Source organism: Brevundimonas sp. (genome assembly GCF_035561115.1).
Lineage (GTDB): Bacteria > Pseudomonadota > Alphaproteobacteria > Caulobacterales > Caulobacteraceae > Brevundimonas.
Window position 1 is genome coordinate 23,057 of record NZ_DATMYH010000095.1, and the last position, 12,274, is coordinate 35,330.

16 protein-coding genes are annotated in these 12,274 nt (G+C 69.7%); 5 read left to right on the top strand and 11 right to left on the bottom strand.

Going from position 1 to position 12,274, the window contains the following annotated elements; all coding sequences use genetic code 11:
• Positions 1-55: 55 nt before the first annotated feature.
• Genes VN378_RS12420 through VN378_RS12430 form a run of 3 tightly spaced genes read right to left on the bottom strand, consistent with a single transcriptional unit; the run spans position 56 to position 2,508 of the window.
• The gene (locus VN378_RS12420) at positions 56-1,528 is read right to left on the bottom strand and encodes a sensor histidine kinase (protein WP_325743890.1); all 1,473 of its coding nucleotides are present in this window, start codon (positions 1,526-1,528) and stop codon (positions 56-58) included.
• On the bottom strand, positions 1,525-2,205 hold the full coding sequence (locus VN378_RS12425) for a response regulator transcription factor (RefSeq protein WP_325743891.1): 681 nt from the start codon (positions 2,203-2,205) through the stop codon (positions 1,525-1,527). Before VN378_RS12425 ends, VN378_RS12420 begins: the two co-directional genes overlap by 4 nt.
• The gene (locus VN378_RS12430) at positions 2,206-2,508 is read right to left on the bottom strand and encodes a hypothetical protein (RefSeq protein WP_325743892.1); all 303 of its coding nucleotides are present in this window, start codon (positions 2,506-2,508) and stop codon (positions 2,206-2,208) included. It abuts the gene before it with no gap.
• 250 nt (positions 2,509-2,758) lie between these two features.
• On the opposite strand from VN378_RS12430, the gene VN378_RS12435 reads away from it, so the two are divergent.
• A complete protein-coding gene (locus VN378_RS12435) occupies positions 2,759-3,163 on the top strand; it encodes a hypothetical protein (protein WP_325743893.1) in 405 nt (134 codons plus the stop codon).
• Between the two features lie 70 nt (positions 3,164-3,233).
• On the opposite strand, the gene VN378_RS12440 is transcribed toward VN378_RS12435, so the two are convergent.
• From VN378_RS12440 to thiD, 4 genes are read right to left on the bottom strand one after another with little or no spacing between them, the layout of a single operon-like run.
• Complete coding sequence (locus VN378_RS12440) at positions 3,234-4,055, bottom strand: PhzF family phenazine biosynthesis protein (RefSeq protein WP_325743894.1); 822 nt, start codon at positions 4,053-4,055, stop codon at positions 3,234-3,236.
• Positions 4,055-4,651: a hypothetical protein gene (locus tag VN378_RS12445; protein ID WP_325743895.1), complete on the bottom strand. Its 597-nt coding sequence runs from the start codon at positions 4,649-4,651 to the stop codon at positions 4,055-4,057. Before VN378_RS12445 ends, VN378_RS12440 begins: the two co-directional genes overlap by 1 nt.
• Positions 4,648-5,217, bottom strand: a complete 570-nt coding sequence (locus tag VN378_RS12450) for a nucleotidyltransferase family protein (protein ID WP_325743896.1) — start codon at positions 5,215-5,217, stop codon at positions 4,648-4,650. The genes VN378_RS12445 and VN378_RS12450 overlap by 4 nt, the downstream gene beginning before the upstream one ends.
• A complete protein-coding gene (gene thiD / locus VN378_RS12455) occupies positions 5,214-6,017 on the bottom strand; it encodes a bifunctional hydroxymethylpyrimidine kinase/phosphomethylpyrimidine kinase (protein ID WP_325743904.1) in 804 nt (267 codons plus the stop codon). Before thiD ends, VN378_RS12450 begins: the two co-directional genes overlap by 4 nt.
• 83 nt (positions 6,018-6,100) lie before the next feature.
• On the opposite strand from thiD, the gene VN378_RS12460 reads away from it, so the two are divergent.
• The 4 genes from VN378_RS12460 to VN378_RS12475 all read left to right on the top strand — a co-directional run bounded on the left by VN378_RS12460 (position 6,101) and on the right by VN378_RS12475 (position 8,765).
• Positions 6,101-6,412 (top strand): metalloregulator ArsR/SmtB family transcription factor, encoded by a 312-nt coding sequence (locus VN378_RS12460; protein WP_325743897.1) that lies wholly within the window; start codon positions 6,101-6,103, stop codon positions 6,410-6,412.
• Positions 6,409-6,978 (top strand): SRPBCC family protein, encoded by a 570-nt coding sequence (locus VN378_RS12465; protein ID WP_325743898.1) that lies wholly within the window; start codon positions 6,409-6,411, stop codon positions 6,976-6,978. The genes VN378_RS12460 and VN378_RS12465 overlap by 4 nt, the downstream gene beginning before the upstream one ends.
• Positions 6,975-7,451 carry an SRPBCC family protein gene (locus tag VN378_RS12470; protein WP_325743899.1) on the top strand — a complete coding sequence of 159 codons (477 nt, stop codon included), beginning with the start codon at positions 6,975-6,977 and terminating at the stop codon, positions 7,449-7,451. Before VN378_RS12465 ends, VN378_RS12470 begins: the two co-directional genes overlap by 4 nt.
• 69 nt (positions 7,452-7,520) lie before the next feature.
• On the top strand, positions 7,521-8,765 hold the full coding sequence (locus tag VN378_RS12475) for an NAD(P)/FAD-dependent oxidoreductase (protein ID WP_325743900.1): 1,245 nt from the start codon (positions 7,521-7,523) through the stop codon (positions 8,763-8,765).
• Here VN378_RS12475 and folP read toward each other — a convergent pair.
• The 4 genes from folP to VN378_RS12495 form a co-directional block, all read right to left on the bottom strand.
• Positions 8,749-9,537, bottom strand: a complete 789-nt coding sequence (gene folP / locus VN378_RS12480) for a dihydropteroate synthase (protein WP_325743905.1) — start codon at positions 9,535-9,537, stop codon at positions 8,749-8,751. The genes VN378_RS12475 and folP overlap by 17 nt on opposite strands.
• Positions 9,538-9,623: 86 nt before the next feature.
• Positions 9,624-9,929, bottom strand: coding sequence for a transcriptional regulator (locus tag VN378_RS12485; RefSeq protein ID WP_325743901.1), 306 nt, complete (start codon positions 9,927-9,929; stop codon positions 9,624-9,626).
• Positions 9,930-9,932: 3 nt separating this feature from the next.
• A complete protein-coding gene (locus tag VN378_RS12490; protein WP_325743902.1) occupies positions 9,933-10,577 on the bottom strand; it encodes a hypothetical protein in 645 nt (214 codons plus the stop codon).
• Positions 10,578-10,634: 57 nt separating this feature from the next.
• Complete coding sequence (locus VN378_RS12495) at positions 10,635-11,852, bottom strand: acyltransferase family protein (protein WP_325743903.1); 1,218 nt, start codon at positions 11,850-11,852, stop codon at positions 10,635-10,637.
• Positions 11,853-12,274 lie beyond the last annotated feature (422 nt).

Genomic DNA, 12,274 nt, shown 5'->3' on the forward strand with positions numbered 1-12,274 from the left:
GACCGTCCGCCACACTGCACAGTCAGGGTTAACAAGCGCTGTTCGCCGGCCCGCCTCAGGCCTCGGCGGCGGGCAGCTCCAGCAGCACCTTCAGCCCGCCCAGATCGCTGTCGGCCAGGGTGATCCGGCCGCCATACGCCCGCGTCAGTTCGACCACGATCGACAGGCCCAGTCCTGAGCCCGGCGTGGTTTCGTCCAGCCGCGCACCGCGTTCCAGGGCGGCCTCGCGCTGGTCCTCGGGCAGACCGGGGCCGTCATCCTCGACCACCACGACCATCTGCCCAAGACCGGTCGGGCCAGCGGAAATCCGGACCCGGTGTTTCGACCATTTGCAGGCGTTCTCGATCAGGTTGCCCAGGATTTCCTGCAGGTCCTGCCGTTCGCCGCGAAAGCCCAGTTCGTCGGGCGCGCGCCAGTCGATCTCCACGCCCTTGGTCTCGAACACCCGTTCCAGCATGACCGCCAGTTCGTCCAGAACCTCGGCGATCGGCGTGCGCTCGCCCAGCGCATGGGCGCGCGCGGCGGCGCGGGCGCGGCGCAGGTGGTGGTCGACCTGGGCCTTCATCACCTCGGTCTGTTTGCGCACCATGTCAGGCAGGTCGCCTTGCTGGTTCCCCGCCTCGGCCAGCATGACCGACAGCGGCGTCTTGAGCGCATGGGCCAGGTTGCCCACATGGGTGCGCTGGCGCTCGACCGTCTCCTGATTGTGGTCCAGCAGACGGTTGACCTGCTCGGCCAGGGGCTGGATCTCGAGGGGATAGCTGCGGGCGATGCGCGCGGCCTTGCCCATGCGCACACCGGCGATCTCGTTCCTCAACGCATAGAGGGGGCGCAGGCCGATCTGGACCTGGAGGAAGACCGCTGTCACGAGGCCGAGGCCCATGATCAGCAGGGCGGTCCAGGTGAAGGTGGCGAACTGGCGGGTGTCGTTGTCGATATCGGACCGATCAATGCCGGCCAGGAAGACCACGGGCTGCGTCCGGCCCGGCAGCTGTTTCATGCTGGCGGCCACGCGCAGCGACACGCCCAGCGGCCCTTCGCCGCCGGGGCGCAGGCCGTCCGGGTCGTTGTAGCTGATCGTCGCGCCACGGGCGGCGGCGAGCCGGTCCGGCAGCTCTTCCGGGATGGTCAGGCTTTCGCCCACCAGCGACGGCGACCGCACCAGAATGCGCAGGCGGCCGTCCGGTCCCGGTTCCCCTACGGCCCAGTATTTGCCCGACAGCGGCCGCAGGGTGCGATCGTCCTTGACTTCATTGACGGTCAGCGTGCCGGCGGCCCCGGCGTTGGTGGCGATCACCACCTCGTCGATGGTGTCGGCCAGGACATTGCCGAGTCGGCGCAGGGCCGATTCCTGATACTGGTTGGTCAGGGCCCAGCCGGTGAGGACCAGGGCCAGGACGATCCAGGCGGAGGCGAGCCAGATGAGGCGCCGCGTGAGGCTTCGGCCCGGTCGCCCGAACCAGCGGCCCCAGGTTCGCGGTTCCGTCGCCGCTCCGATCTCGACAGAGCCCCCCGAGCCGTCCGTCACGTGGTCTCGCTCTCCCCGACCAGGGGCGTCAAGCGATAGCCGAGGCCGCGCACCGTCTCGATGCGGTCCGGCCCGATCTTCTTGCGCAGACGGCCGACGAACACCTCGATGGTGTTGGAGTCGCGGTCGAAGTCCTGGTCGTACAGGTGCTCGACCAGCTCGGTGCGGCTGATCACCCGGCCCTGATGCATCATCAGATAGTGCAGGAGCCGGTATTCCAGCGAAGTCAGGCGCAAGGGCTCGCCGTTGACGGTGGCGCGGGCCGCACGCGGGTCGAGCCGCAATCCGCCGCATGACAGGGTCGCCGAGGCGATGCCCGCCGACCGACGCAGCAGGGCGCGCAGGCGGGCCAGCAGCTCTTCGGTGTGGAAGGGCTTGGTCAGATAGTCGTCCGCGCCGGCGTCGAAACCCGACACCTTGTCCGACCAGGCGCCGCGCGCCGTCAGGATCAGCACGGGCGTGGTCTTGCCGTCGCGGCGCCAGCGTTCCAGCACCGAGACGCCGTCGATCTTGGGCAGGCCCAGGTCCAGCACCACCACGTCATAGGGTTCCGTATCGCCGAGGAAATGAGCCTCCTCGCCGTCCGCGGCGTGGTCGACCGCATAGCCGGCGTCGCCCAGGGCCAGTTTCAGCTGGCGCGACAGGTCAACGTCGTCCTCGACAAGCAGCACGCGCATTCAGCGTTCTCCGATGACCCGGCCGGTGCGGCCATCCACCATGATGTCGGCGATCCGGCCGCCGGGATACTCCCAGCGGACCACGATGGTTCCGCCGCGGTCGCTGGCGCCCAGGAAGCGCCCCGGCCGGCCCGACGAGGCGCGCTGCACGGCTTCGCCGATGCTGACGCGCGGGCGTTCGTCCTGCTGTTCGTGCTGGGGACGCTCGCGATCGCCGCGTGGGACGCGGTCCTGCGCGACGGCCTGCGACAAAGGCGCGGCGGCGGTCAGGGCGGCGATTCCTATGGCGAGGATGCGAGACATGGGAGGGGTGTAGGCCTCAGGCTCTGAACGCGGGCTGAACAGGAAGCATAGACATATTTCACCGTTCGTCCCGCCTCACGTGCGCGGCCGGCGGGCCGAAAGGCGGCATACAATCCGGAGCGTTACGGCGATTTCACACCGATGAACGCAAGCTGACACACGCCGTTCAGACGGGGCTCACGCCGGTAATGGCTTTCTCCGTCTCAACGCCGGCCAACCGGTCCGCGTCGAACCGCCAAGGAGACGACAGATGAAAAAGTTTCTCATCCCCGCCATCGCCCTGGCCGCGGCCTCCATCGCGGTCCCGGCCATGGCCCAGAACTATCAGGATCAGTATCGCGGCGATCGCGATGATCGCGGCCGCTACGAGCAGGACCATCGCGGCGATCGGAACAACCGCGGCGGCTGGCAGTCGATTTCCCAGCGCAAATATCAGCTGGATCGCCGGATCGACCGGGGCGAACGCAATCGCCAGCTGAGCCGCCGGGAGGCGCAGCGCCTCCGCGCCGAGCTGAACCAGCTGGTCCGGCTTGAATACAGCTATCAGCGCGGCGGCCTTTCGTATCGCGAACGGGCCGAGCTGGATCGCCGCTACGACCGCCTGTCGGCCCGGGTGCGCGCCGAACGTCACGACAACGACAACCGCCGCTACTAGGGCCTGATCTTCCTCCCCGAAGGTCCGAGGGGGCGCGATCCGCAGGGGTCGCGCCCCTTTCCCTGTCTCCTTATCCGGCGGTCAGCCTCAGCCGGCTCTCGACCACGGTCACCGCCCGTCCGCGCAGCAGGACGCGGTCGCCCCTGACCTCCGCCGTGATGTCCCCTCCCCGCCCGGGAAACACCTGGCGGAAACGCACCGCTCCGCCGCCCAGCTTGTCAGCATACAGCGGGCCCAGGATGCAGTGGGCCGATCCGGTGGCCGGATCCTCGTCCACGCCGCAGCCCGGAGCGAAGAACCGGTCGACCACGTCCACATCGTCGGACGGATCCGCCATGGCGCACACGATCACCTGCCCTGCCTCGCCCGCCTCGCCCTGGATCGACGCCAGGGCGCGGATGTCGGGCGAAACTGCGCGCACCGCCGCCGCGTCGGGCAGGATCGCGACCAGATAGCGGCCGGCCCAGACCTCCACGGGAGCGACGCCCAGCGCCTCGCCAAGGCCGGCCGGCGCGATCGCGCAGCGGCGAGGCGGGTCGGCCGGAAAGTCCATCTCATAGCCGGACGCCGCCCGCCTCACGATCAGCGGGCCCGAGCGGGTGTCGAAGGTGAGAGCCGCCGCCTCAAGGCCGGCCTCGGCCATCAGGACATGAGCCGAGGCCAGGGTGGCGTGGCCGCACAGGTCGACCTCCATACCCGGGGTGAACCATCGCAGGCCGAACCGCGCGGGATCGCCGGTGCGCAGCAGGAAGGCGGTCTCGGCCTGGTTGTTCTCCTGCGCCAGAGACTGCATCCAGTCGTCCGAAGGCCATCGGGTGAAAGGCTCGACCACACAAGCGGGATTGCCCCTGAAGGGTCCGGAGGCGAAGGCGTCGACGGTCCACTGGCGCATCAGCTGCCCGTCCCGTCCGCCGGGGCCTCGCAGGCATAGGCTTCGCGGTAAGGCCGGTCGAAACAGGCGATCAGTCCGTCAACGATGTTGAGGTTCAGCGGCCATGTCAGGGCCGGATGGTCCGGATAGCTGGCTGCATATCGGGCCGCCGCCCGGGCAAACGCTTCGGGCACGGGCAGGGCGACCAGACGCTCGCGCGCGGCGAGCAGGGCGGGGCGGTCCCGCCGCAGGAAGGCGATAGTTGCGTCGGTGTAGGGCTGGGTCGCATCGGAATCCCGGTCGCGGCCGATCAGCATCAGGCGGATGGCCTCCTCCGTGTCGCCGGCGAAGGCGCGCATCTGGCCCTCGTGCCAGATCAGCGTGTCCGCTTCTTCGCCCAGAGCCTGGGCATTGACGGTGCGGTACCGGCCGATGGCCTCTGCCGCCTGCCGCTGGCATCCTTCAGCGTCCAGCGAGCGCCAGCCCGCTTCGGTCTGATCGAAATCATGCAACGACATCGCCAGCATGACGGCGTCGGCTTCGCGGCACTGAGCGTTGGCGGCCGACGCGAACAGGCTGGCGGCCAGCAGGCCGGCGATTCCCAGAAGTCGTCTCATGTCTGAACCCTCAGTTCGGGCCAGCGCGCCGATGCGCTTTCGACGACCTTCGCCCAGCCCCGGGCGAGAGGACGATGCGGATTGGGCCGAATTGTGAGCGAGAACACATCCTCGAGGCCGAACGGCGCGGCGACGCTGATCGTGTCGTCATCCTCCAGCCGCACGCCGACAGAAAACGCCGGGGCGACAAACCGTTCCAGCGCCTCGTCCGTCCCGCTGAGGGCGTCGTAGGGTTCGCCGAAGCGGTCGATGAACCAGAGATGCACGCGGGCCTGGTTGCGGACCTCGACGTCGCTTCGAAACGGCTCGTCGAAGGCGGCGGCCACGCGTTTGATGACGGCGTCCTCGGCGTCCCAGCTGACGTCGGGGTCGAAATAGCCGAGGTCATAGTCCTTCCGCCCATAGCCGACCGGCCGGCCGGTCACGGCGTTCCAGACCGACTGATAGACCGCGCCCGAAAAGACCCGCCAATCATCCAGCCCGAGACCGCGCACCGTCCGCAATACATGCATCAGGTCGGGGTCGGCCCGCACGATCTCCACCAGCCGTGTTTCCAGATCGCTCATTTGTCGCGTCTCAGCGGCCAGCCGTGATCCAGGGGGCCATGTCCGGCCCCCAGGCCCGGCGCGCGGCGGATGGCTTCGGCGACATAGGCCCAGGCCTCGGCCACGGCGGCTTCCAGCGGCAGGCCCTTCGCCAGCCCGGCGGCGCAGGCGCTGGCCAGGGTGCAGCCGGTGCCGTGGGTGTGGCGGGTGTCGACCCGCGGGCCCTCCAGCAGGGTCTCGCCGGTGGGGGTGACGAGGAGGTCTACGACGGTATCGCCCGCAATGTGGCCGCCCTTCATGAGAACGGCCCCGGCTCCCAGGCCCAGCAGGAACTCGCCCGCCCGGCGCTGGCCGTCCAGATCCGCGACCTCAAGACCGGTCAGGGCCTCGGCCTCGGGCGCGTTGGGCGTCAACAGGGCGGCGCGAGGGATCATCAACGTCCGGACCGCCAGAACGGCGTCGTCCGCCAGCAGGCTCTGCCCGCCCTTGGCGACCATGACCGGATCGACGACCGCCGGGGCGGCGCAGGTGTCGAGAATGGCCGCCACCCGTTCCACCACCTCGCGCGACCCCAGCATGCCGGTCTTGATCGCGTCGGCGCCGATATCGTCCAGCACCGCGCGCGCCTGGGCCTCGATCAGATCCAGCGGCAACGGATAGACGCCGTGGACGCCGAGGGTGTTCTGCACCGTGATGGCGGTGATGGCCGTCGCCGCATAGCCGCCCATGGCTGTGACCGCCTTGATATCCGCCTGCACCCCGGCCCCGCCGCCCGAATCCGAGCCGGCGATGATCAGGACGCGTCCGGGGGGCGAGGTCATCCGCGCTGGATGGCCAATCCCGGCCGACTCGGCAAGCCGGATCATATATTGCTTTTTATCTATATTGCCGTTAGACGATGTACATGCACACCGCCCTTCACGCCCTGTCCGAACCCCACCGGATGTCGATCCTGTCGATGCTGGCCGACGGCGAGCGTCCCGCCGGGGACTTCGTCGACGCCCTGCCAATCAGCCAGCCGACGGTGTCCAAACATCTGTCAGTACTGCGCGAGGCCGGTCTGGTGACGGTCCGCAAGGACGCCCAGCGGCGGATGTATCGTCTCAACCCCGCGCCCCTCGCCGAACTGGACGCCTGGCTGGCGGGATATCGCCGTCTGTGGACGGACAAACTCGACGCGCTCGAGGCGCATCTGGACAAGGAGTTCCCCCAATGACCGAAACCATGACCCCCAAAACCATGACCCCCGTTCGGCTGGACGCCGACGCCGGCCTCTGCCGCCGGACCGAGGACGGCTGGGAGATCCGGTTCGAACGCCGGCTGCGGCATTCGCCCGAGCGCGTGTGGAAGGCCCTGACCACCGGCGACGGCCTCGCCTGCTGGCTGGCCGAGGCCGAGATCGACCTGCGCCCCGGCGGCCGGATGGATCTGAATTTCCGCCAGCCCGACCACGACTTCATGCCCGACACGCCGGAGAAGCGCCGGCAGTCGAACGAGGTGCTGACGGTTCAGCCCTTCACCCGTTTCGAGCACACCTTCGGCGGCAACCCCGCCTCCGTCGTTTCGTGGCGGCTCGAGCCGGACGGCGACGGCACCCATCTGATCCTGATCCACCGCGTGCCCGAGTCGTGGGAAGGCGCCCGGACCAATGTGCTGGGCGGCTGGCACCATCACATGGAGGGTCTGGACGACGCGGTCCGCGGCGTCCGGCATCCGTGGTCCTGGGACCGCTGGTTCGCCCTGCGCGACGCCTATGGCGCGCGGCTGGAAGGCGCGGCGTGACAGCGGCCGTGGTGAGTTGCGGCCTGCTGATCCGGAGACCGGCGACCGAGGTGTTCGAGGCCTTCGTCGATCCGGCGGTCACGGCCCGGTTCTGGTTCAGCGAGGGCGACGGCCGGCTGGCGCCCGGCGCCCGGGTGACCTGGACCTGGGCCATGTACGGTTTCACCTCGCCGGTGACGGTCGTCGCCTTCGAACCGTCCCGGCGCCTCGCCGTCGACTGGGGCGACGGCGACGACCGCACCCGTGTCGAATGGACCTTCGAGGCGCGCGGACCGGATCAGACCTTCGTCTCCGTCGAACAGTCCGGTTTCACCGGCGACCCGGACGGCAGGATGGCGGCGGCGCTCGACGGCATGAACGGCTTCACCCTGGTGCTGGCCGGGGCCAAGATCTGGCTCGAACACGGCGTGGAACCGCGCTTCGTCCTCGACCGCCATCCCGACGCCCGCGTGGCTGAGTGGCGGGACGCCTGAACCGGACGATCCGACGGCGCATTCCGGGCGGATCTCCCCTACATAGGGGCGATCGAGCAGGAGCCTGGAATGGCGCGCGGCAAGGTGGTGATCGTGGGGGCCGGCTTCGGCGGGCTGGCGGCGGCCAGGGCGTTGAAGGGCGCCGATGTCGAGGTGGTGCTGATCGACCGCACCAACCATCATCTGTTCCAGCCGCTGTTGTACCAGGTCGCCACCGCGGCGCTGTCGCCCGCCGACATCGCCACCGCCACCCGCACCCTGCTGCGCCATCAGTCGAACGCGACCCTGCTGATGGGCGAGGTGACGGCGGTGGACACGGCGGCGCGCTGCGTGCGGCTGAAGGACGGCCCCGATCAGGCGTACGACTGGCTGATCCTGGCCACCGGGGCGGCCTACAGCTTCTTCGGCCATCCGGAGTGGGCCGCCGACGCGCAGGTGCTGAAGTCGATGGAGGACGCGCTCGACATCCGCAGCCGCCTGCTCGGCGCCTTCGAGCGGGCCGAGCTGTCCGACGATCCGGACGCGGTGCGGCGGCTGACCACCTTCGTGATCGTCGGGGCCGGGCCGACCGGGGTCGAGACCGCCGGCACCATCGCCGAGATGGCCCGCCAGACCCTGCGCCACGACTTCCGCCGCATCGACCCGACGAAGGCGCGCGTCATCCTGTGCGAGGCCGGTCCGCGGGTCCTGCCGGCCTTCACCGAGCCCCTGTCCGCCTATGCCGAAAGGGCGCTGACGGAGCTGGGCGTGGAGGTCCGCACCGGGGCCATGGTCGAGGCCATATCCGACGGGGGCGTCATCGTGGGCGGCGAGCGCATCGAGGCCGGCGTGGTGCTGTGGAGCGCGGGGGTGCAGGCCCGGCCCGCGGCGGAATGGCTCGGCGCGCCCGCCGCCCGCAACGGGGCCGTGGTGGTCGGCAAGGACTGCGCCGTCGCAGGGATGGACGGCGTCTTCGCCATCGGCGACGTGGCCAGCTATCTGCAGGACGACCGGCCCCTGCCCGGCCTGGCGCCGGTGGCCAGGCAGCAGGGCGGCTGGGTCGGACGGCTGATCCGCGCCCGGATCGAGGGCCGGCCCGAGCCGGCGCCGTTCCGGTATCGGGACTGGGGCGCGATGGCGGTGATAGGCCGGTCCCGCGCCGTGGCCATGCTGGGCGGGCTGAGGATGACCGGTTTCGTGGCCTGGCTGGCGTGGTCGATGGTCCACCTGATGCTGCTGATCGACTTCCGCAGCCGGCTGACCGTCTACGTCAACTGGACCTGGGCCTGGTTCACCAAGGGGCGGGGCGCGCGGCTGCTCACCCGGCTGCCATGACGGCCGCCTGAACGGCGAGGGCCTGGACGGTTTCGCGGACGTCGTGGACACGGATGATCGAGGCGCCCCGCCGCGCCGCCTCCAGCGCGAGGGCCAGCGAGCCGCCGATGCGATCGCCGGCGTCGGTCGCGGTCGGGTCGATCGTCTGGATGGTGCGCTTGCGGCTGGCCCCGTACAGCACCGGGAAGCCGGTTGCGGCCAGTCGGTCCAGATGGGCCGTCAGGGCGAGATTGTGCGCCGCCGTCTTGCCGAAGCCGATGCCGGGATCCAGCCAGATCCGCTCGCGCGCCACGCCGGCGGCCACCGCCGCTTCCGCGCGGGCGCCCAGCCATGCCGCGACCTCGGCGACCACGTCGTCATAGCAGGGGTCGGCCTGCATGGTGCGGGGGTCGCCCTTCATATGCATCAGCACGAGGTCGACGCCGAGGTCGGCCGCCGTCTGCAGGCTGTCGGGGGCGTGGGTCAGGGCGCTGACGTCGTTCCACATCGTGGCCCCGGCGGCGACGGCGGCGCGGGCGACCCGGGGCTTCATGGTATCGATGCTGATCGGGCCGGCCCAGCGGGCGCGCAGGCCTTCGACGACCGGGACCGTGCGAGCGATTTCCTCGTACCCATCGACGGGGTCGGCGCCCGGCCGGGTGCTTTCGCCGCCGATGTCGAGGATGTCCGCCCCCTGCTCCACCAGCGTCAGGCCATGCGCAACGGCGGCCTCGACCGAGGCCAGCCGGCCGCCGTCGGAAAAGCTGTCGGGCGTGACGTTGACGATGCCCATGACGCGCACCGGCCCGAGCTTTGGTTTGGCCTTCGGTTTGGCTCCGAAGATCACATCAAGCGCCTGTTCGACGAAGCCTTGCCCGCTCATCCGTCCTTGCCTCCGATCAGACTGCCGATGGCGTCGAGATAGGCGGAAAAGGCCTTGCGGCCCTCGGGGGTGATGGACACCCGGGTCAGGGGTTTGTTGTCCCGGAAGCTCTTGTCGATGGCGACATAGCCGGCCTTTTCCAGCGTCTTGAGATGCACCGACAGATTGCCCTGGGTGGCCTCAAGCACGGACTTCAGTTCGGTGAAGTCGGCCGCGTCGGCGTCGGACAGATAGACCATGATCCCCAGCCGCATGCGGCCGTGGATGACGTCGTCGATCCGTCCGAGGTGGGCCAGCCCCATGGATCAGGCCGCCTTCGACCCGGAACGGGCGTCGCGGAACATGATCCAGCCCGGCAGGGCGAACAGCAGGAACAGGGCGACGGTGCAGACGCCGAGATACCAGAACGGTTCGCGCACCAGCACGCCGAGCGCCACGGCCGTGGCCCAGCCGCCGAGGGCCGTGGCCAGCATCCAGCCCTTCCGCTTCAGCGTCCAGGCCATGTACCAGGCGGCCGCCTGGAGAGCGAAGACAATGGCCGCATAGTAGAGCCAGATGGCGAAGTCCTGGTCCCTCCAGGCGCCCACGCCGAAGACGATGATGACGGCGCAATTGGCCATGCCGGTGGCGCTGAAGGCGGCGTTGAGGGTGCGGCTCGCCATCGGCCCGCGATTGGCCCCGCCGTCCTTGCGGTCCTTCAGGATGGCCCAGGTCAGGATCGACAGGAAGGCGACGGTGATCCCGACGACGAAGGCCAGGTTGGCGAGATCGGGCCAGCGGATCACGCCGGTCGCCTGACCCACGTGGAACAGGCACTGCAGGCCGTACAGCAGACCGCCCGCCAGATAACAGATCGCCAGCGTCATCGGTGGCCGTCCGCGCCCCTCGACGATCGAGCGCATGAAGGCGAGGTCGTCCTCAGCGGAATGCAGGCGGGGCTTGGCGGGCATGACGATTCTCCGAGGCCGGCCGTCCATGGGGTGGACGAGCCGGCGGGGGTTGGCAAGCTATTCGGCGGGGGCCAGCGCCGGATCGGGGCGACGGCGCCACGGGATGCGGCGGCCGTTCAGCCAGCGGCCCATGAAGGTATGGCGGACCAGCAGTTCGTAGGACAGCAGGCTGATCGCCATGGTCCCGGCGATGACCACGGCCAGCTTGGCGAACCACGGCCAGGCGGCGTTGACCACCAGCACCTGGCCGACCGCGACCAGCGGCAGATGGACGATGTAGATCCAGTAGGAGGCGTCGGCGAGGTAGCGGCGGACGGCGCTGCGGCCGGAGGCGAAGCGCAGGGCCAGGGACAGGGCCGCGAAGGTCGTGGCGAAGACGGCCAGGGCCATGACCGCGGCCAGCGGCGCCTTCGACGCAGGATCGGTCACGGGAGCCAGCTCCGGGACGGGTCCACCGGACATGACCAGGGCCGCCGCGCCGACGCCGAGGGCCACGACGGTGAACACCGGCCACAGGCGCTCGATCCGGGCCAGCAGGTCGCGGCGACGGTCCAGCAGGAAGCCGAGACCGAAGGCGGTCCCGAAGGCGGTCAGGGCGACGGGGTTGGGGACCAGTCCGGTGTCCGGCGTCGGAATGCCGAAGAAGGGAATCCAGTTCGGCGCCAGCCAGAAGGCGAGCGCCAGCGGCGCGGCCAGCAGGGCGGGCGTCCACGGCCCGATCAGGGCGCCGGTCATCCGGTCGACGAACCGGCTCCAGCTTCCGCCGCGATCCATCAGGGCGAAGGGCGCGCGCACGATCATCATGGCGGCATAGAGGATCAGCAGCACCCACAGGAACCACAGGTGGGTCAGGGGGAAGGTGGCGATGGTCAGCGGCGGCGGCGGCGGGCCGTCCGGGATCGTTCCGCCGTTGCGGATGGCCGCCATCCAGACGAGCACGGCGATGATGGCGGCCAGGGCCGGCGTCCAGAAGGCGGCGAGCGGGCCGGCGATGCGAATGAGACGGTCCTTGATGAAGCCGAAGGCTCCGCGCCGGTGCAGCATCATATGGGCGAACAGGCCGGCGATCAGGAAGAAGCTGGTCATCCGGAACAGGTGAATGGCGAAGAACAGGACGGCGGCGACCGGCGAGTTGTCGGTGTCCGGGACGATCCAGATCGTGACCGGGAAATAGGCCATGGACGCGTGCAGGACGACGCCCAGCAGCAGGGCGGTCGCCCGCAGGGCGTCGAGACCGTGCAGGCGGTCGGGTTGATGGATTTCAGATGACGACATGACGCCCTCCCCTTGATCGAGCTTGAGCGTTTACATCAGACTTGTTTGAAATACAAACTTGTTCATCGACAACCCTTCGCAAGGGAGCGGGAGGCGTGGCGGAGCGTCCGGGCCTTCGCCCGGAGACCGTAGGGTTTGTGTGTTTCGACGAAGGCAGAACGCTCCGCGCGGAGGGCGCTTCCACATGCGCGGGGCTACCCCTCGCTCTTGACGAGTTCCCCTTCTGCACGCGGCGGGCAGCGGCAGCGACGACTGCCTGCTGGACCGGGCGGATACTGGATCACCGCCCCTGGCCGACTGGACGTTGCAGCCCCGTCAGCCCGCGTCCCGGTCCCCGAGGAGACCGGTCGCGGCCCGCTTCCTTCCGCTCCCGCCGCCGCTTCGGTTCGCCGGCCGAGCGAGCCTCCCTTGCGACGGGACGG